This window comes from Gemmatimonas sp., assembly GCF_044376735.1.
GTDB lineage: Bacteria > Gemmatimonadota > Gemmatimonadetes > Gemmatimonadales > Gemmatimonadaceae > Gemmatimonas.
Genome location: NZ_JBILKJ010000050.1, coordinates 1 through 18838 on the forward strand (window position 1 = coordinate 1; position 18838 = coordinate 18838).

Sequence of the window (18838 nt, forward strand, 5' to 3'; positions counted from 1 at the left end):
CCCACGTCCTCGACGAACTCACGCGTGGCGAGGACGCCGATCGGTACGGTGCGCACCGTGGGCTGACCGAAGGTTTTCTGCAGCCAGCGCGCGGTCGTGTCGGCCACTTCAGGATAGAGCACGACGTTGAAGTCGGCGTACGGCATCGCCTGAATGTCCTTCACCGTGGCATTCAGCGGCGCACACACATGCACGTCGACGCCGATGTCCCGCAGCAGCCGCGTGACTTCGCGTACATCGTCGCGATTCCGGAAGCCGAGCGCGGTTGCCCCCAGCAGGTTGCAGCGCGGACGGCGGTTTTCGCGGGTGGTGGCGGATGCCACGCTTTCCCGTGGCGGCGAGCCGGGCGCTGGCGCGAGGGGGAGCAACAGGGTGCGAACGAGATGATAGAACGTCTCGCTGGCGCCCCAATTCTCCTTCTTCGAGTACGCCGGCAGCTCCAGCGGTACGATGGGGATCGGCAGCGACATCCCCATCGCGAGCGATCCGGGCTGATCCTGAATGAGTTCCGCCGTGCACGACTCACCGACCAGCATGGCGTCGGGCTTGAAGCGTTCGTAGGCGTCACGCACTGCCGACTTCACGAGCTCCGCCGTGTCACCGCCGAGATCGCGCGCCTGGAACGTGGTATAGGTCACCGGCGGTCGTGCGTCACGGCGCTCGATCATGGTGAAGAGCAGATCCGCGTACGTGTCGCCTTGCGGCGCATGCAAAACGTAATGCACGCCCTTCATCGAGGTCGCGATGCGCATCGCGCCCACGTGCGGCGGGCCTTCGTACGTCCAGAGCGTCAGTTCCATGCCGTGATCCTCAGACTGCGAGACGCTGCGCGCGATCAAGCGGCCGCGCGAAAAGTTCTGCCAGATCGCCCGCCTGCTCGTAGCCGTGCACGGGAGAGAACACGAGTTCGATGGACCACTTGGTACGCAGCCCCTCGGCCTCGAGCGGATTGGCGAGTCCGAGGCCGCAGACGGTGAGATCCGGGCGCGCGTCGCGGCACCGATCGAGCTGTTTCTCGACGTCCTGCCCTTCACTGATCTGCGCCGTCGCCGGCAGGCGCTCGAGCTCCGACATGATCATGAGCTTATCGAGATACGGCGTGCCCACCTCCACCAGGTCGACGCCGCACTCTTCGTACAGGAAGCGCGCGAGCGGGATTTCGAGCTGGGAGTCGGGGAAGAAGAACACGCGCTTGCCCTGAAGCCACGGACCATACCGCGCGAGCGCGACGCGGGCGCGCTCCGCCGGCGCGGCGGTGACCGCACCAAACCGCTCGGTGCTCACGCCCCACGCGTCGGCCGCCGCTTTGAGCCAGGCGGTGGTGCCATTGACCCCGAACGGGTACGGCGACGGGAGAAGGGTCGCCCCGCGTGCGATGAGGGCCCGCGCGGTTTCGCCGAGGAACGGCTGCGCGAGCAAGAGCTTGGTGTTGGGTCCGACGGGCGGCAGGTCACGGGCCATCCGCGGCGGGAAGAAGTGCACGGGCCCAACGCCGAGCTGCGCGAACAGGCGCGTGAACTGGTCTTCGACCACATCGGCCATCGTACCGACCACCATGAGCTCGGCGGTGGCACTGGTGGACTCCGGCAGATGAGGGACCATGCAGCGCAGGCACGCGTCTTCGCCCTGCGTGAAGGTCGTCTCGATGCCGCTTCCCGAGTAATTCAGAATGCGTACACGCGGCAGGAACTGTTCATTCAGCCGTTCGGCGGCGCGGTGCAGATCGAGCTTGATCACTTCCGACGGGCACGAGCCCACGAGGAACAAGGTCGAGATGTCGGGACGCCGATCGAGGAGCTGCCGGACACAGCGATCGAGCTCGTCGTTCGCATCGGCGAGGCCGGCGAGATCGCGTTCGCTGAGAATGGCCGTCGCGAAGCGCGGTTCGGCGAAGATCATGACACCGGCCGCCGACTGCACGAGGTGTGCACAGGTGCGGGAGCCGACCACGAGGAAGAAGGCGTCCTGCATCTTCCGATGCAGCCACACGATGCCGGTGAGTCCGCAAAAGACCTCGCGCTGCCCACGCTCGCGAATGACGGGGAGCTCCATGACCGTGCTCACGCGGCCACCCCGTGGCGGAGCGACTCGGCTTCCTGGAGGCGGGCCGCGCGGAGCTTGAGCACGAACTGGATGGCATTGACGGCGTACGTACCGTAGGCGACGAGGGCGAGGCCCATCAACGTGCGGGGCGCCCATGCGAGCGCGAGGCCAGCGAGGTATGCGGTATGGAGGGCGATGACGCCCATGCTGACCACATCCTCCCAGAAGAAGGCGTCGGCAAAGAGGTACTTGCCGAACACGACTTTCTCCCAGATCGCGCCCGTTACCATAATGGTGTAGAGCACGAACGTCTTGACCACGACCGAGAGGTTGGCGGCCGCGAGTCCGTTGCCGGTTCGGAGGTACCGGAGCACGAGCCACACCGAGATCGCCATGACCACGAACTGGACGGGCGCCAGAATCCCTTGCACGAGCGTCCAGCGCGTCGCATCACGACGCAGGCGCTGCTCAGGCGTATACAATCCGGTCCTCGGCGCCTGCGGCGACGGGGTACGGGCGCCGGCGGGCGCGGTGAGCGCGCCCGAGGCGGGGGGGAACAGAGTCATCGGTTACCATCTCTCGGGGGTTCGCATTCCCAGATGACACGAGAGTAGGGAATCGCGCAGAAGTTGTCAAGAAAAGTTTACGTCAACCTTGCTTGACAATCTAAACAGGCCGTCACAGAATGGTGGGGTCCGTGGATCGCGCCCGAAAAGGTGCGCGATTCCGTATTTCCGTTCTTGCGCTCAGGAGCTCCCGCGGCGATGTTCGGCTCCCTTCCCCAGCCTGCCGCTCCCCGTCACCGATCGGTGACGCCCGCTCTGGGCACAAGCCACGACGTGATGGAATCGCCCTCGGCCCCCCGCCGGTCCGACCGCCTCGAGCGGCTCGATCGCACGATCGAGAATGAGATCGTGCCGCGTCTGTTGGCGAGCCACCGCGCGGGGCCCGTGCCGCCCACACTCTCGGCCGCCATCAACAGGGACTTCTCGGACGCCGATGTCGACCACTTTGTCTCGGCGATTCGCAGCGCGGACGACGAACGCGCGGGGCTGTTTATTCGCGAGGTCCTCGCCGAGGGCGCCTCGGTCGAGGCGGTCTACCTCGACCTGCTGGCCCCATCGGCCCGCCGCCTCGGCGAGCTGTGGGACCGCGATGAATGCGACTTCGTCGAGGTGACGGTCTCCCTCGGGCGCATGCAGCGGCTGCTCCGCGATCTCTCGCAGGTCTTTCTGGCCGATGCGACCCGGAGCGAGCCGGTGGGCCACGTGATTCTCACCTGTCTGCCGGGCGAGCAGCACACGCTGGGCATCATCATGGTCGGGGAGTTCTTGTTGCGTGACGGATGGCGCGTGCTGGTGGGGGCGCCATGGTCCGAGAGCGATCTGCTCACGATGGTGAGCGCCGAGTGGTGCGACGTCATCGGCTTTTCGGTCGGCAGCGAAAGCCGACTGCCGATCTTGAAGCGCGACATCCGGCGGCTCAAGTCCGCGTCACGCAATCCGCATGTGCAGATCTTGCTGGGCGGGCAAGTGTTCGTGGACGACCCAACGCTGGCTGACGATGTGGGTGCGAATGCCGTCGCCGCCGATGCCCGGGGGGCGCCGACGGCGGCCCGTGCGCTGCTCGACGTCGCGCGCCGCGCCGCGGCGGGGGGGGCCACGGAAACCGGAGGCGACCACGGGGAGCTCGGTGACGGCCTTCGACGTGACTGACGCGGTCTTCGCCGATGTTGACGCCCGGACGGCGGCATCGCTGTTTGCCGTCTCGGGGGACATCGCGCTCATTATGGACAGCGTCGGCGTCATTCGCGACGTCGCGCTCGGCGCGGCCGAAGGCCAACTCGAGACCGCTTCGCAGTGGGTTGGGCGCCCGTGGATCGACACCGTCACGTCCGATACGCGCGCCAAGATCGACACGCTGATGAAGGAGGCGCTCGCGACCGGGGTCTCGAAGCGCCGGCAGGTCAATCAACTCGGGGTTGACGGGGCCGACCTGCCGATTGCCTACACCGCGCTCCGGCTCGGGCGGGATGGCGGCGTGGTCGCGGTCGGCCGCGACATGCGACAAGTCTCGGCGCTACAGCAGCGGTTGGTCGAGGCGCAGCAGGCCATGGAGCGCGACTACTGGAAGCTCCGCCACGTCGAGACTCGCTATCGCCTGCTCTTTCAGATCGCCAGCGACGCGATTCTCGTGATCGACGCGATGACGCTGAAAGTGCTCGATGCCAACACCGCCGCGGGCCAGGTGTTTGGCGATGCGCCGGATCGCCTGATCGGTCGGCTGTTCCCCTTTGGGGCGGATGAGCCGGGAGATCGTGCCCTCGACGAGCTGACCGCCACCGCGCGCAGTGCCGGGCGGGCGGGCGACGTGCTGGTCACGATGGCGTCGGGGGGGCGCTCGTATCAGGCCTCCGCTTCATGCTTCCGCCAGGAATCGGCGACGCTCTTGCTGGTCCGCTTCGCAGCGGCCGACGTCGCCCCGGCGGCACATGCGTCCGCCGGTTCGCCGCTGCGCACCATCGACCTGATTGAGCGGTCGCCGGATGGCTTCGTCGTGACCGATCTGGAGGGTCACGTCCTTACGGCCAACCGCGCGTTTCTTGATCTGACGGAGCTGGGAAGCGAGGAGCAGGTCCGCGGGACCCTGCTGTCGACGTACATTGGACGACCGGGAGCCGACTTCCCCGTGTTCACCAGCATGCTCAAGAAGAATGGGGCGGTTCGCCTCATGGCGACGTCGGCACGCGGGAGCCACGGGAACACGAGTGAAGTCGAGGTCTCGGCCGTCTGGGCGCCGGACGCCGAGGAGCCGTGCATCGGATTCACGGTGCGCGACATTGGCCGTCGCCTCGCGGCGACGCCCCAGGGCGCCCGTGATCTGACGCGCGCCGTCGAAGAGCTCACGTCGCTCGTCGGGCGCGTCCAGTTACGGGACCTCGTCCGCGATACGGTCGACCTCGTCGAGCGGCACTTCATTGAAGCGGCCCTCGAGCTCACGCACGACAACCGGACCTCGGCGGCCGAAGTCCTCGGGGTGAGCCGCCAGAGCCTCTATATGAAACTGCGACGCCACCGACTGGTGTCGCCGGGTGGTGGGGACGGCACCCCGGTCAGCTGAGCGCGTGGAACGACAAACGGCCTGCTTCCCCCGGCCGTTTGTCGTTCCTGAGATTCGGACCGAGGAGTCTTTCCGTCAGGCGCAAATTTCCTCTGTTGCATTTGCGAACTGTCAACTAAACTAGACGCCTATGAGCGTCAGCTTTTCCGTACAGTCTGCGCCAGCGCGCCTGGACCCTAAAGCGGTCCTGACGCTGCTCAAGCCAGTGACGTGGTTCCCGCCGATGTGGGCGTTCACCTGCGGCGCCATTGCCGCGGGCGTGCCCCTGTCCGATCGCAAAGCGCTGCTCGCGCTCGGGATCGCGATCACGGGACCGCTCGTGTGCGCGTCAAGCCAAGCCGTCAACGATTGGTTCGATCGGCATGTCGATGCGATCAACGAGCCATCGCGTCCCATTCCCTCCGGGCGGATTCCTGGTCAATGGGGCCTCACGATTGCCATCGTCTGGACGGTATTGTGCCTGGTGGCCGCGCTGCCGCTCGGTGCCTTCGGGATGTCGGCCGTCGCCATCGCCCTGCTCTTCTCGTGGGGCTACAGTGCGCCGCCGTTCCGCTTCAAGCGCAACGGCTGGATCGGCAACACGGCCGTCGGCTTCACGTATGAAGGACTCGCCTGGGTCACCGGCGCCGGCATCATGCTGGGCAATCAGGTGCCGCCGATGCCGCTGGTGTGGCTCGCCATCCTGTACAGCATCGGCGCCCATGGGATCATGACGCTGAACGACTTCAAGGCGATGGACGGCGACCGGCGCATGGGCGTGAATTCCCTCCCCGTGCTGCTGGGTGCGGTCGGCGCGGCGCGCGTGGCCTCCCTGGTGATGCTGCTGGCGCAGACGGTCGTGATCGGCCTGCTGCTGTGGTGGAACCGCCCGTCGCACGCCATCGCGATCGGTGTACTGGTGGTCGTGCAAGCGATGATGATGTGGCGATTCGTGCAGTCGCCGCGCGAACGGGCGTTGTGGCTCAGTGCGCTCGGCGTCCCGTTCTACGTCAGCGGCATGATGATCACCGCCTTCGCCGTGCGCACGTTGCCGATGATCGTGGAGGCCGGTCGGTGAGCTGGTGGCAGCTCTCGCGACTCGGTCTGGTACAGGCCGCGATCGGCGCCGTCGTCGTCCTGTTGACCACGACGATCAATCGCGTGATTGTGGTTGAGCTGTCCCTGCCGGCCACGGTGCCGGGGCTGCTGGTCGCGCTGCATTTCGGTGTGCAACTGATTCTCCGTCCGCGCCTCGGTCACGATAGCGACCGGAGTGGTCGCCGCACGCCGTGGATTCTGGGTGGGTTAGCCGTGTGCGCGGTGGGTGGCGTTGGCGTGGCGGCCAGTATTCCGGTCATGGCGACCAACGTGGGGCTCGGTATCGCGCTCGCCGCGATCGCCAGCGTTGTCCTGGGCGCGGGCGTGAGCGCGGCCGGCACGCCGCTCCTCGCCCTCATGAGCGAGCGGGCGCACCCAACGCAACGCGCTGGGGCGGCCGCCATCACGTGGATCCTGATGATCGTGGGGATCATCATCACCGCCGCCGTTTCCGGCGCCCTCCTGGACCCGTTCTCGTATACCCGGTTGATCGCGATCGCCGGCGGCATCGGCGGCGTGGGCTTCGTGGTGGCGGCGATCGCCACCTATGGTGTGGAGCGTGGTCCGCGCCCGTCGGGCGTGGCCCCGGCGTCCGGTACGTCGTCGGGCGGTTCCTTCAACTCGGCGCTGCGTACCGTGTGGGACGAGCCTGCCGCCCGACTGTTCGCCAGCTTCGTGTTCGTCGCGATGTTCGCGTACAGCGCGCAGGATCTCATTCTCGAGCCGTTCGCGGGCATCGCCTTCGGCATGACGCCGGGTGAGAGCACGAGGCTTTCCGGGATGCATCACGGTGGCGTCCTGATCGGCATGATCGCGACGGCGGTCCTCGCGACACGACGCGGGCAACTCCGGCATTGGGCGGCGGCCGGCTGTTTGGCCTCCGCCATCACGTACGTTGGGCTGGCGGCGTCACCGGCACTGGGCGATGAGCGCATGTTCACCGCGATCGTCATGATGCTCGGACTGGCGAATGGTGTCTTTGCCATCGGTGCGATCGGTTCGATGATGGCGCTGACCGGCGACAAGACCGATGGCCGCGCGGGCCTGCGTCTTGGCGTGTTTGGCGCCGCGCAGGCACTCGCCTACGCGACCGGCACCATGGCGGGCGCGGTTGGGGTCGACACGGCGAAAGCGGTCCTCGAGTCGCCGCTGCGCGGCTATCTCGCCGTGTTCAGTGTCGAGGCGGTCTTGTTTGCCGCGTCGGCGTTCCTCGCGCTCCGCAGCGCGTCCAGCGAGCGCGCCAATGATGTGTTTCGCGAGCGTGCGGAATTGCTCCCGGCGGTACTCCAATGATGCTCCGGCCTTCGTCACATCGGAGCGGCATGTCCACGTCTTTGCGAGGGATTGTTGTATGAGCGAACTGCCACAGCACGACCTGTACGACGTGGTGGTGATCGGCGGTGGTCCCGCCGGCGCGACGGCGGCGCATGAGCTGGCAAAAGCCGGCCGGTCGGTGATGCTGCTCGATCGCGCCGGGCGCACCAAGCCCTGCGGTGGCGCGGTCCCGCCTCAGTTGCTGCGCGACTTCGCGGTGCCCGATTCGCTGATGGTCGCCCGGATCGACACGGCGCGCATCATCTCTCCGACGTCGCGCACCGTGGACATCCCGGTGGGCAACGGCTACGTGGGGATGGTCGACCGCGACGTGTTCGATGAGTGGCTTCGCACGCGGGCCGAGCAGGCTGGTGCCGAGCGGCGGACCGGGACCTTCACGACGTTCGCGCGAGGCGCGGACGGCATCCCGATCGTGAGCTACACCGACGGGCGCTCGCGATCCGGGGAGACGCGGCAGGTCCGTACCCGGATGGTGATCGGCGCCGACGGCGCGCTCTCGCCCGTCGCGCGCCAGTGCATCCCGAACGCGCACAAAGCGAAGCACGTGTTCGCGTACCACGAGATTGTGAAGTCGCCGGTGGCCGGCCATGCCGCGAACTTTGGGGCGGCCCGCTGCGACGTGTACTATCAAGCGCCGCTCTCGCCCGACTTTTATGCGTGGGTGTTCCCGCATGGCGCGACCACGAGCATCGGGACCGGGACCTTGCAGAAGGGCTTCGGGCTCAAGGATGCCGTCGCGAAGCTGCGCCAGGACACCGGACTGGCTGGCGTGGAAACGCTGCGGCGGGAGGGCGCGCCAATCCCGATCAAGCCGCTGCCGCAATGGGACAACGGCCGCGATGTGGTGTTGGCGGGCGACGCGGCGGGCGTGGTGGCGCCGGCCAGTGGCGAAGGGATCTTCTATGCGATGACCGGCGGGCGATTCGCGGCCGAGGCGGTGTTGGACGCGCTGGCTACGGGGAACGCGAAGGCATTGCGTCGGGCCCGTCGTCGCTTCATGCGCATGCATGGTCCGGTGTTCGCCGTGCTCGACATCATGCAATCGTTCTGGTACCGCAACGACAACCGCCGCGAACGCTTCGTCGCGATCTGTCGCGATCTCGATGTGCAGCAGCTCACGTTCGACGGGTACATGAACAAGCAGCTGGTCAAGGCCAAGCCATTCGCCCACGTGAGAATCTTCTTGAAGAACCTCGCGCACCTTACCGGTCTCGCGACCGCATGAGTAGCAGTCCCGAGACGGTACGCCGATGCTGATATCGATTGCGATCGATTTCCGTCAGGCCGACGTGGCCACTCGTGAACGCTTCCATCTGTCGGAAGAGCGTCTCACGCAGTTGTATCGCACGGCCCGCAGCGAAATTGTCACCGAAGCCGCGTTGATTTCCACCTGCAACCGTACCGAGTTGTACGCGTGGGTGGACAGCGACGACCCGACGGTGGTCGAGCGCGCCGTCCAAACGCTGGCGCGACGATGGATGCGCACGCGCGTCGAGGGCGACCAGCTGCTGCAGACGGCCACCCGTCGACTTGGCGTCGAGGCCGCGCGGCACGTGGTGCGGATCGCGGCCGGACTGGAATCTCAGGTCCTCGGCGACGGGCAGATTCTCGGGCAACTCAAGGCCGCCTACAAGCGCGCCTCGCGCGGGCATACGGCGGGCCCGGTGCTGCATCGACTGTTCGAGACGGCGCTTCGTGCGGGCAAGCGGGTACAGACCGAGACGTCCCTCACGACGGGTCGCAATTCGGTCGGCGCTGAAGCCGCCATCACGGCCAGCCAGCGATTCGGCAATCTCGAGAATGCGCGCTGTCTCCTGGTGGGCGCGGGGAAGACGGGCGCGCGGGCAGCGAAGCAGTTGCACAAGCTCGGCGCGCGCGATCTCGTGATCGTGAACCGCACGTTCGAGACGGCGCAGGAGCTCGCCAAGTTCGTGGGTGGTCGCGCCGCGCCGTTCGAGACGCGTCACGTGGAAGCGGCGATGGCCGATGTCGTCATCGTGGCCACGGGCAGTGAAGTCCCTGTCATCGTGGCGACGGAGCTCGCCCGTGGCCGCGAATCGTGTGCCGCCGTCGGCTATGATTTGCTGCTGATGGATTTGAGTCTGCCTCGCAACATCGACCCGGCCGTCACGGAGCAGCCTGGTGTCACGCTGGTCGATCTCGACACGCTGCATCAGCCGATTTTGACCGCCGAAACGATGCGTCGTGATGCCGTCCCCGTGGCCACGGGCATCTGCGAGGACGAGATCGGTGCGTTCATGGAGTGGATCGCCACGATGCCGGCGCGCGATGCCATCAAGCCGTTGCGGGAAGCGCTCGAAGGCGTGGCACGGCGGGAAGTCGCCTTTGCCTCGAAAGACGAGGGCGTGGCGGAGCGCGCGGCGTCGCGCATCGTCGCGAAGCTCTTGGCGGGCCCGATGGCGGCGTTGCGTCGCGCCGTGCAGCGCGGCGAGCCGCTGGATGCGCAAGCGATGATGCTGCTCGAGATGTTTTCACCGGTGGCGGCCCCAGAGCCGCGCACCATTCGGACGCCGCGTGCGGCCGCCGCCAAGCCCATCGTGGCGTCGGCACCAATCGGGGACGCGCCGGTCGCGCCCCCCGCACCGCGCGAGCGCCGGCCGTCGATGATTCTTTCACCGGAGCAGTTCACGTGAGTTCGATGCCCGCCCCGTCATTGCCGGCGAATGATCTGCTCCTCCGCGCGCTCCGGCGTGAGGCCGTCGAGCGCCCGCCGGTGTGGATGATGCGCCAGGCAGGACGGTATCTGCCGCAGTATCGTGCGGTCCGTGCGAAGTCGGACTTCCTGACGATGTGCCGCACGCCGGAGCTGGCCGTGGAAGTCACGCTGCAGCCGTTGGACCTCGTTGGCGTGGATGCCGCGATCATCTTCAGCGACATCCTGGTCATCCCCGAAGCCATGGGCATGCACCTCACGCTCGATGAAGGCGTCGGCCCGCAGTTCCCCTCCCCGCTCCGCTCGCTCAAGGATCTGGACCAGCTGCACGCCGTGGATCCGCAGGAGCATCTCGCGTACGTGCTCGACGCCCTGAAGCTGGCCCGTCGCGAGATCGACGGCAAAGTGCCACTCATCGGGTTCGCCGGCTCGCCGTGGACACTCGCGGCCTACATGGTCGAAGGCAAAGGCACGAAGCAGTTCGCAGTCGCCAAGCGTATGCTGTACGAAAACCCCGAGATGGCGCATGCCTTGCTCGGCAAGATTGCCGACGCCGTGGGAGAGTACCTGGTGGCGCAGGTCGCGGCCGGTGCGCAGGTCGTGCAGCTCTTCGAATCGTGGGCCGGTGCCCTCGGCCCTGACGAGTTCCGCACGTTTGCGCTGCCGTACCTCGCGCGCTGTGCACACAAGGCCCGTGAAGCAGGGGTCCCGGTGATTGTCTTCGCACCGGGCGCCGGCTGGGCGCTGGCGGAGATCGCCGCCGCCACCAATGCCGACGCGATCGGTGTGGACTGGCATACGTCGCCGCAGGATGCACGTCGTCAGCTGGATCCGTTCCGCGTCGCCATGCAGGGAAATCTCGATCCGTGCGCGCTGTACGGACCGCCGGCCGATATTCGTCGTCGCACGCATGCGATGATTCGTGCCTTCGGTCCGATCGGACACATTGCGAATCTGGGACACGGCATTCTGCCGGATGTGTCGCCCGATCACGCGCGGGCCTTCATCGACGCCGTGAAGGAATGGAAGTGGACGGACGACGAGATCGAGGCGGCCCAACCGCTCGCGCGGACGGCGCAGCTGGTGGGAGCACGATGAGCGCCGCCGTCTTTCCGACGGCCGTGCCGACTCCTGCCCCCTCGGTGGCGACGCGTCGGGCGGACGCCACACGCTGGATCGCCGGCCTGCATGACGAACTGACGTCGTTCTTTGGACGGCTCGACCGCGGCGGGACGTTCACCGAAGATCGCTGGGAGCGTGCGGGCGGCGGGGGCGGTGTCGCCCGCGTGATGACCGACGGTGTCACGTTCGAGAAGGCGGGCATCAATCGTTCCGCCGTGATGGGCGAATTGCCGGAGTTGGCGGCGCGACGACTGGGTGGACAGGGGGCGGCCGCCGGCGCGACGCACTTCTTTGCGACGGGGGTCAGCCTGGTCGTGCACCCGCGGAGCCCGAAGGTGCCCACCGTGCATCTCAACGTCCGCTACTTCGAGCTGACCGACGAGCACGGCCAACTCACCGACAGCTGGTTCGGCGGCGGCACGGACCTGACCCCGTTCTACCCGCACGTAGAAGACGGCGTCACGTTCCACCGTGCGCTGCGCGACATGGCCAATCGCCATCACGCGCGGTTCTATCCCGACTTCAAGCAGTGGTGCGACGAGTATTTCGTAAACGTGCATCGCGACAACGAAGCGCGGGGGATCGGCGGCATCTTCTTCGATCACCTGCGTCCTGACGATGCCGCGTACGGCCTTGATCACGATGGCGTGCAGGCGTTCGTGAGCGACGTAGCCCGGGTGTTGCGCCAGGCGTACGAACCGATCGTCGAACGGCGGCGCAACGAAGCGTTCGGGAACGCCGAGCGTGAGTTCCAGCTCGTGCGCCGCGGCCGGTACGTGGAGTTCAATCTCGTGCACGACCGCGGCACGATCTTCGGTCTGCAAACGAACGCGCGGGTGGAGAGCGTGCTGATGAGCTTGCCCCCCGTGGCGATGTGGCATTATGCCCCGCGGTACGCCCCGGAGTCCTTCGAGGCGCGCCTCCTTCAGCTGCTCGAGCCTCGCGACTGGGTCTCCTCCGTGACAGGAGCATGACCCATGCGCGCGCTCGCTGACTCGCACGACGTCGTGCCACGACCCGAAACGAATGCTGGCGACCATCGCTCGGTCGCGGTGGTCGGCGCGGGCATTACGGGACTCGTGGCCGCGTACGAGCTCCAGCGGCGCGGGGTGAACGTCACGCTGTATGAAGCGAGCGGACATACCGGTGGCGCGATTCGCACGTCGCATACCGACGGATTTCTCGCGGAGCATGGTCCGAATTCGTTCGTCACGTCCGCGCCGGTCGACGCGCTCCTCGCGCAGCTCGACCTGCTGGGCGATGTGGTAGAAGCGAACCCGACGGCCAACCGTCGCTACATCGTGCGCAACGGCACGCTGCAATCGTTTCCCATGACGCCGCCAGCGATGCTCTCCACTCGGCTGTTCTCGCTGAGGGCGAAGCTACGGGTGCTGCTGGAGCCACTGGTGCGAAAAAGGTCGAACGACGCGGACGAGTCGATCGCGTCGTTCGTGCGCCGTCGGATGGGTGGCGAAGTCCTCGATTATGCCGTGGACCCGTTCATTTCCGGCATCTTCGCGGGTGATACGGAAACGCTGAGTATGATGCACGCGTTTCCGCGTGTGTTCGACCTTGAGCGGCTGTACGGTTCGCTGTCGGCCGGGCTCATGGCGACGCGTGGCCGGTTACCGGAGGCCAGCGCGACGGACAAGGCGATTGCGAGCGACGCCGATCAGCGCGACGTGTCAGCGGCCCCACCATCGCGGGCCCGACTGATTTCGTTCGTGGACGGCATGCAGACGCTGACCGATGCCCTCGAGTCATCGCTGGTGGGCACGCTGCGCTTGGGATGCCCGGTTCGCTTCCTCCATCGCAACGATACGCGCTGGGTGGTCGAGGCTGGTCAGGACGGGGAGTCGCGCGCGCGGACGGTCGACGCCGTCGTGATGGCAACGCCGGCACATGTGCTGGCCGCCATGGAGTTGCCAGCCGGCCTGCGGAAGCAGGCCGCTGTCGTGGAGGGCGTCGACTATCCGCCGGTCAGTGCGCTCACGCTTGGCTTTGAGCGCGCGGACGTGGCGCATGCGCTCGATGGCTTCGGCATGCTGATCCCCTCCAAGGAGAAGCGCAGCATTCTCGGCGCGTTGTTCAGTTCGTCGCTGTTCCCCGATCGCGCACCCGACGGTCACGTCTCCATAACGTGCTTCGTGGGCGGTGCGCGTATGCCGGAGCGGGCACGGGAAGACACCGACCTGATGGTGGAGCGTGTGCTCATCGATTTGCGCCAGCTGCTCGGGGTGCGCGGCGAACCGGTCTTTGCCAATCATGTGTACTGGCCGCGGGCGATCCCGCAGTACACGGTGGGCTATCAGGCCGTCAAGAACGCCGCCGACGAGATGGAGTCGGAGAACCCGGGGCTCTACCTAGCGGGCAACTACCGCAGCGGCGTTTCCGTGGGTGACTGCATGGCGAGCGGCCAGCAGATCGCGCAACGGGTGGCCAACTACCTGACCCGAGCCGGCTGAGCCGTCGGCTGAGGCCGACAGCAGCCGGTGCGCCGACGGATGCAACGGAGTTGCCGACCGCGCGGCGACTGCGTAGCCTCCCTACATGTCCGCACTCGATCTCCTCTGTATCGCTCCGCATCGTGACGACGCGGAACTCACCTGCGGCGGCACGCTCATCAAGGCGGTCGACGCCGGCCATCGCGTGGGTGTGCTCGACCTGACCCAGGGCGAGATGGGCACCAAAGGCTCGGCTGAACTGCGAGCCGCCGAGGCCGCCGAAGGGGCCCGCGTGATGGGGCTGCATGTGCGCGAGAATCTCGCACTCCCCGACGCCGGCATCAGCAATACCGATGACACGCGTGGGCGCCTGGTGCAGGTACTGCGCCGCCTGCGTCCTCGCGTCGTGATCATTCCCGCACCGCGCGGCCGACACCCCGATCATCGCCGCACCACCGAGTTGGCGCGCGACGCCTGCTTCCTGAGCGGGCTCGCGAAGTATCAGCCAGGCGATCATCCGGCCTTCCGGCCATTCAAGCTGCTGCACGTGGTGACGTACCGCGAAGACGCCGTGAAGCCATCGTTCGTGGTCGACATCAGCGCGCAGTTCGCCCGCAAGCTCGAGGCGATCCAATGCTACGGTTCACAGTTCGACGGCACCACGCAGGCCGGCGAAGTGTATCCCAATGGTGAACCGCTCTACGACATTGTCACACATCAGGCGGCACACTACGGCTCGCTGATTCGCGTACAGTATGGCGAGCCGTTCTACACCGACGAAACCCTGCAGATCGATGACGTCACGTCGCTTGGCGTCTCGACGTTCTGAGTGAACTCCCCTACCCGCCGATCAGTGTATGAGTGAAACCGCGCACGGACATACGTCGAGCATCGACTACGGCAGCTACTTGCGCCTGCCGGAGCTGTTGGAGCTGCAGACGTTGCAGTCCACGCCCGAGCATCCCGACGAGCTGCTGTTCATCGTCGTACATCAGGCGAGTGAGCTGTGGTTCAAGGTGCTGCGCCACGAGATGGACACCATGATCACCGCGCTCGAAGCGTTCGACACGATGCGGGCGCTGCTCGCAGTGCAACGCGTGAACGTCCTCACCGAGATCATCGCACAGCAGCTCACCGCACTCGACACGCTGCCGCCGCAGCGGTTCGCGCAGTTCCGCGGATACCTCGGGTCGAGCAGCGGTTCGCAGAGCGCGCAATTCCGCGCGATCGAAGCGACCGCCGGATTGCGCGACCCGCATTTCCTGGCGGCGATCACCGAGCATGGCGAGCCGCCTGCCGTGGTGAAAGAGGCGCTGGCCCGTCCGGTGCTGCAGTCGCTCGTGTTGGCGCTGATCGAGCACGAGGGGATGGATCTGGCCGAGCTTTATATGGGACCGGGACCGACGCCGATGTTCCTGCTGGTCGAGGGGCTGCTGGAGTTCGAACAGCGATTCGCGCGCTGGCGCTTCCTGCACGTCCAGCTGGTGGAGCGCATCATCGGCCCCGGCACGTTCGGCACCGGCGGCACGCTGGGCGCAAAGTATCTGTCACGAACGGTGAGCCACCGGTTCTTCCCGGAGCTGTGGGCGGTGCGATCGAAGTTCTATGGGGCCGCGAAGCCGTCCTGATGTTTTTTGATATCAGTATACCGTTTTCCGCCGCGACGCCGCCCTGGCCGGACGACGTGGGGTTCTCGTGCGGGTGGACATGTCGGCGCGAGGACGGGAGCAGTGTGAACCTCGGCGTACTGTCCACGAGTGCGCACGTGGGCACGCACGCGGATGCGCCGTTGCATGTGCAGTCGTCGTGGCCGGCGTCGGAGTCTTTGCCGGCATCGGTGTTTGTCGGCGAGGTGCAGCTGATAGCGCTGCCGGCTGATCACGACGCGTCGCACGACATCACGACTCCGGTGCTGCAATCGTTGTTGGGTGGTCACGTACCTACGCGAATAATCGTGCGCACGGGGTGCTCAGTGGCTGGCGGCGTGTTTCCGGAGCGCTGGCCGGCCTTGAGCGAAGACGCGGCGCGGTGGCTGGTGCAGCATGGGCTCACGCTGTGGGGCGTGGATGCTCCCAGTGTGGATCGTCGCACGAGTACGGAGTTGCCGGTGCACAACGCGATCTTCGGTGGCGGCGCGTTCGTGCTCGAGAATCTGGCGCTCGACGTAGTGCCGGTGGGGCGCTACGAATTACTGGCGCAGCCGCTGGCGGTGCATGGCGCCGATGCCGCGCCGGTACGGGCGTTGCTGCGGGCGATCCGCGAGAAGTAGCGCCTTACGGGCTCAGGGCTTCTTGAGCCGATCGAAGTGTTCGGCGACGGACTCCGGAAGCAGCAACGCATCGGCGATCTTCGCGATGCCCTCGGCTTCAGCCCAGGCTCGCTCGAGCGCGGTCAGTTCGCCTTCGAGCGCCTCGCGTTCGGCGTCTTCGTTGATCGCCATTTCAAAGGCGAGACGCGCCGCCACGGGAATGGCGGAGAGATCTCCGGTGTCACCGAAGGTGCTCTTGGCGGCCCACTCGCGGCGCATGCCGGCAGCCCACTTGCCGAAGCGTTCAGGGCCGCCGGCCTGCTCAATAAGCGACACGCCGTCGGTGATGACGGCACGTCGCGCCCCACCACGATTGATGAGCGGCATGACGCGACGCAACAACGGCACGGCATCGGCGCCATGCAACTGCACGCGCCCAAGTTCGTTCTTTCCCTCTTGCCGACGCATCATGCTCCAGTAGCCGCCGTTGCGTAGCGTGGGATCTGGGCCATGGTAGTGCGCGGTGTAGCCGATATCGATGGCCCATCCGGCGTCACGGTCGCTCGGCACAATGCGCGGGCTGCCCATCGGTAGAAAGCGGCCACCGTCTGGATGATCGAGGGGCTTATGCGCCGACTGACTCACGGCCAGCAGCCCGTACATGTTGAGCGCATGCATGGCCGGCATGAGTGCCGCAATTCCCACACCGCTGGCGACTGCACCACTCACCAACAATCCCGCGGCAGCGGTGAGCCCCACGCCCGTGGCGATCGCCTTCACCCGGCGCCGTCCGAACTGATCGCCGTAGCGCCACGCCGCGAACTCGGGGCGCTGCGGCTCGCCGATACGCACGAGCTCCGTGCCGTCGGCCAAGCGTGCCAGTCCGATGTGGTCGGTACTCACGCGCACGCGCGTCTCGCGGAAGGCGCGCTCACTCTGCTCGATCGCTTCCCAGCGCTCGTCGAAGGGCGTGAGGTTCCACCGCTCGCAGCTGCGACATACCACCCACAGCCGTCCCTTGCGCGCATCGAAGGCGAGTCGCCGTCCGATGGGCAGCGCTTCGATGGACTCGTTGGCGCCGAGCGGCTTCCGGCAGTGAATGCAGGTGGAGTACATCAGCGATCCCGCAACTTGTCGAGCTGGTCGTCGATCGACGCAGGCAGGAACATCTCGTCGGCGATCTTCGCGATCTGCTCGGCCTCGGCCCACGCGAGTTCGAGTGCGGCGAGTTCGCCGTCCATCGCGCGGCGTTCGCTTTCCTCGTGCAGCGCCATCTCGAGGGCGAGGCGATCGCGCGGCGCGAGCGAGTGCAGCGTGCCGGGGAGCTTCTTCACGACGTTGCGCTTGTTGCTGCCAAACCAATCGTTCTTCCCGACCCCCCAGCGCTCATCGCCCGCCGTGGCACCGAAACGCTGTTGCACCGTGGTCACTACGCGGAGGGGATCGCCGACCTCTTCAAGCAAGGAGACCGCATCCTGCACGTGAACACGTGATCCACCGAACCGATTCACCGTGGGGAGTAGTCGCGCCGCCGCCTTCATGGCGTCATCGCCGACCAGCAGATGCGTGCCCGCGACCGATTCCAGCCGCAGCTGCAACCTGCCGCGGTCGACGCCGCGTTCGAGGGCGCTCATGCGCGCGTGCTTGCGTTGCACATCAACCAGCTGGCCATCAGGGAGCGGGATCTTGCCGATGGAAACACTCTGCCGGCCGTTGATCAGGGCGTCCCAGATGCCGCCGTTCGCGTAGATGCCGGCAAAGCTGCCCACACTGGCACCCACAGCCATCATACCGCCAACGACGGCGACGGCGCTGCCGACGATGGTCCCCGTGATCAGCAGCTGCCGCTTCCGGCGCCGGCCGAACTGGTCGCCGTAGCGCCAAGCGGCCATTTCCGGACGTTGCGGCACGCCAATGCGAATGAGATCGACGCCCTCTTTCAGACGGGCGAGTCCCACCTGGTCGGTACTCACCCGCAGGCGGCTGTCGCGGAAACGGCGTTCCATGGCCTCGATGGCCTCCCAGCGCTCTTCCAGCGGCGAGAGATTCCAGCGGTCACAGCGGCGGCACACCACCCACAGGCGCCCCTTGGCGGCGTCGAAGGCGAGCCGGATACCCACGGGAAAGACCTCGAAGGCCTCGTTCCGACCCAAATCGGCCACGCAGTGGATACATGTCGTGAACATGTTCCTTTAACTTACCACGATGACTCAGCCCGTGTACCTGGATCACGCCGCCACCACTCCGGTGCGCGACGAGGTCATGGCCGCCATGGCGCCGTTCTTCGGCGCACGATTCGGCAACCCCTCCAGCGTGCATCGCTGGGGCCGCGAAGCCCGCGTGGCGCTCGACGAGGCCCGTGAGCGACTCGCCGCGTGCCTCGGCGCCCATGCCGACGAAGTGTGCTTCACGTCGGGGGGTACCGAGGGGGACAACTTCGCCATCTTGGGCCCGTTCCGGACGCTGCGCGCACACGGGCGCGACGCCGCCATCACCACGCCCATCGAGCACAAGGCCGTGCTCGCCGCGGTGCATCAGGTGGCGCACGAAGGCGGCGAGGAGCGCATCGTCCGCGTTACGCCCGATGGGCTGGTGGACATGGCCCACTTCGCGGAGCTGCTCGACGCGCGTGTGGCCGTGGTCAGCGCGATGTGGGTGAATAACGAGGTCGGTGTGCTGCAGGATGTGCCCGCGTTGGCGGCGCAATCCAAGGCCGCCGGTGCGCTGTTTCACACCGATGCCGTGCAGGCATTCGGCAAGGTCCCGATCAACGCG

At 66.7% G+C, this 18838-nt stretch carries 18 protein-coding genes; 13 read left to right on the forward strand and 5 right to left on the reverse strand.

What is annotated here, in order from left to right; all coding sequences use genetic code 11:
• The 3 genes from ACIRA7_RS09125 to bchF form a co-directional block, all read right to left on the reverse strand.
• Positions 1-800 (reverse strand): nitrogenase component 1 (locus ACIRA7_RS09125; RefSeq protein WP_396220528.1); only part of this gene is annotated, 800 nt, incomplete at its 3' end.
• A 10-nt stretch (positions 801-810) separates the two neighbouring features.
• Entirely contained in the window at positions 811-2052 is a 1242-nt protein-coding gene (locus tag ACIRA7_RS09130; protein WP_396220544.1) for a ferredoxin:protochlorophyllide reductase (ATP-dependent) subunit N, read from the reverse strand.
• An 8-nt stretch (positions 2053-2060) separates the two neighbouring features.
• Entirely contained in the window at positions 2061-2609 is a 549-nt protein-coding gene (bchF, locus tag ACIRA7_RS09135) for a 2-vinyl bacteriochlorophyllide hydratase (RefSeq protein WP_396220529.1), read from the reverse strand.
• A gap of 243 nt (positions 2610-2852) precedes the next feature.
• Between bchF and ACIRA7_RS09140 the strand changes: the two genes are divergently transcribed.
• From ACIRA7_RS09140 to ACIRA7_RS09195, 12 genes are all read left to right on the forward strand, one after another.
• On the forward strand, positions 2853-3758 hold the full coding sequence (locus ACIRA7_RS09140) for a B12-binding domain-containing protein (RefSeq protein ID WP_396220530.1): 906 nt from the start codon (positions 2853-2855) through the stop codon (positions 3756-3758).
• Complete coding sequence (gene ppsR, locus ACIRA7_RS09145) at positions 3751-5163, forward strand: transcriptional regulator PpsR (protein WP_396220531.1); 1413 nt, start codon at positions 3751-3753, stop codon at positions 5161-5163. Before ACIRA7_RS09140 ends, ppsR begins: the two co-directional genes overlap by 8 nt.
• A 130-nt stretch (positions 5164-5293) precedes the next feature.
• Positions 5294-6220 carry a chlorophyll synthase ChlG gene (chlG, locus tag ACIRA7_RS09150; protein ID WP_396220532.1) on the forward strand — a complete coding sequence of 309 codons (927 nt, stop codon included), beginning with the start codon at positions 5294-5296 and terminating at the stop codon, positions 6218-6220.
• On the forward strand, positions 6217-7533 hold the full coding sequence (locus ACIRA7_RS09155) for a BCD family MFS transporter (protein ID WP_396220533.1): 1317 nt from the start codon (positions 6217-6219) through the stop codon (positions 7531-7533). Before chlG ends, ACIRA7_RS09155 begins: the two co-directional genes overlap by 4 nt.
• A gap of 58 nt (positions 7534-7591) precedes the next feature.
• Entirely contained in the window at positions 7592-8800 is a 1209-nt protein-coding gene (locus ACIRA7_RS09160) for a geranylgeranyl diphosphate reductase (protein WP_396220534.1), read from the forward strand.
• Between the two features lie 25 nt (positions 8801-8825).
• Positions 8826-10229 carry a glutamyl-tRNA reductase gene (gene hemA / locus ACIRA7_RS09165; protein WP_396220535.1) on the forward strand — a complete coding sequence of 468 codons (1404 nt, stop codon included), beginning with the start codon at positions 8826-8828 and terminating at the stop codon, positions 10227-10229.
• 5 nt (positions 10230-10234) lie between these two features.
• Positions 10235-11347: a uroporphyrinogen decarboxylase gene (gene hemE / locus ACIRA7_RS09170; protein WP_396220545.1), complete on the forward strand. Its 1113-nt coding sequence runs from the start codon at positions 10235-10237 to the stop codon at positions 11345-11347.
• Positions 11344-12345 (forward strand): oxygen-dependent coproporphyrinogen oxidase, encoded by a 1002-nt coding sequence (gene hemF / locus ACIRA7_RS09175; protein ID WP_396220536.1) that lies wholly within the window; start codon positions 11344-11346, stop codon positions 12343-12345. The genes hemE and hemF overlap by 4 nt, the downstream gene beginning before the upstream one ends.
• Before the next feature lie 3 nt (positions 12346-12348).
• Positions 12349-13836, forward strand: coding sequence for a protoporphyrinogen oxidase (gene hemG / locus ACIRA7_RS09180; RefSeq protein WP_396220537.1), 1488 nt, complete (start codon positions 12349-12351; stop codon positions 13834-13836).
• Positions 13837-13921: 85 nt separating this feature from the next.
• Positions 13922-14644 carry a bacillithiol biosynthesis deacetylase BshB1 gene (bshB1, locus tag ACIRA7_RS09185; RefSeq protein ID WP_396220538.1) on the forward strand — a complete coding sequence of 241 codons (723 nt, stop codon included), beginning with the start codon at positions 13922-13924 and terminating at the stop codon, positions 14642-14644.
• A gap of 28 nt (positions 14645-14672) precedes the next feature.
• The gene (locus ACIRA7_RS09190; RefSeq protein ID WP_396220539.1) at positions 14673-15443 is read left to right on the forward strand and encodes a tryptophan 2,3-dioxygenase family protein; all 771 of its coding nucleotides are present in this window, start codon (positions 14673-14675) and stop codon (positions 15441-15443) included.
• Positions 15443-16084: a cyclase family protein gene (locus tag ACIRA7_RS09195; RefSeq protein ID WP_396220540.1), complete on the forward strand. Its 642-nt coding sequence runs from the start codon at positions 15443-15445 to the stop codon at positions 16082-16084. The genes ACIRA7_RS09190 and ACIRA7_RS09195 overlap by 1 nt, the downstream gene beginning before the upstream one ends.
• A 12-nt stretch (positions 16085-16096) precedes the next feature.
• Here ACIRA7_RS09195 and ACIRA7_RS09200 read toward each other — a convergent pair whose 3' ends face one another.
• Together ACIRA7_RS09200 and ACIRA7_RS09205 are read right to left on the reverse strand one after the other, a co-directional pair.
• The gene (locus tag ACIRA7_RS09200) at positions 16097-17179 is read right to left on the reverse strand and encodes a hypothetical protein (protein ID WP_396220541.1); all 1083 of its coding nucleotides are present in this window, start codon (positions 17177-17179) and stop codon (positions 16097-16099) included.
• The gene (locus tag ACIRA7_RS09205; RefSeq protein ID WP_396220542.1) at positions 17179-18249 is read right to left on the reverse strand and encodes a hypothetical protein; all 1071 of its coding nucleotides are present in this window, start codon (positions 18247-18249) and stop codon (positions 17179-17181) included. Before ACIRA7_RS09205 ends, ACIRA7_RS09200 begins: the two co-directional genes overlap by 1 nt.
• Before the next feature lie 19 nt (positions 18250-18268).
• Here ACIRA7_RS09205 and ACIRA7_RS09210 point away from each other — a divergent pair.
• On the forward strand, positions 18269-18838 hold a 570-nt coding region (locus ACIRA7_RS09210; RefSeq protein ID WP_396220543.1), incomplete at its 3' end, for a cysteine desulfurase family protein.

Excerpts from the sequence above, each read along its gene's own strand:
- bshB1 (WP_396220538.1), top strand. The coding sequence starts at position 13,922 with ATGTCCGCACTCGATCTCCTCTGTATCGCTCCGCATCGTGACGACGCG.
- ACIRA7_RS09195 (WP_396220540.1), top strand. The coding sequence starts at position 15,443 with ATGTTTTTTGATATCAGTATACCGTTTTCCGCCGCGACGCCGCCCTGG.
- ACIRA7_RS09160 (WP_396220534.1), top strand. The coding sequence starts at position 7,592 with ATGAGCGAACTGCCACAGCACGACCTGTACGACGTGGTGGTGATCGGC.
- hemA (WP_396220535.1), top strand. The coding sequence starts at position 8,826 with ATGCTGATATCGATTGCGATCGATTTCCGTCAGGCCGACGTGGCCACT.
- ACIRA7_RS09190 (WP_396220539.1), top strand. The coding sequence starts at position 14,673 with ATGAGTGAAACCGCGCACGGACATACGTCGAGCATCGACTACGGCAGC.
- hemF (WP_396220536.1), top strand. The coding sequence starts at position 11,344 with ATGAGCGCCGCCGTCTTTCCGACGGCCGTGCCGACTCCTGCCCCCTCG.
- ACIRA7_RS09130 (WP_396220544.1), bottom strand. The coding sequence starts at position 2,052 with ATGGAGCTCCCCGTCATTCGCGAGCGTGGGCAGCGCGAGGTCTTTTGC.
- bchF (WP_396220529.1), bottom strand. The coding sequence starts at position 2,609 with ATGACTCTGTTCCCCCCCGCCTCGGGCGCGCTCACCGCGCCCGCCGGC.
- hemG (WP_396220537.1), top strand. The coding sequence starts at position 12,349 with ATGCGCGCGCTCGCTGACTCGCACGACGTCGTGCCACGACCCGAAACG.
- ACIRA7_RS09205 (WP_396220542.1), bottom strand. The coding sequence starts at position 18,249 with ATGTTCACGACATGTATCCACTGCGTGGCCGATTTGGGTCGGAACGAG.
- chlG (WP_396220532.1), top strand. The coding sequence starts at position 5,294 with ATGAGCGTCAGCTTTTCCGTACAGTCTGCGCCAGCGCGCCTGGACCCT.
- ACIRA7_RS09200 (WP_396220541.1), bottom strand. The coding sequence starts at position 17,179 with ATGTACTCCACCTGCATTCACTGCCGGAAGCCGCTCGGCGCCAACGAG.
- hemE (WP_396220545.1), top strand. The coding sequence starts at position 10,235 with ATGCCCGCCCCGTCATTGCCGGCGAATGATCTGCTCCTCCGCGCGCTC.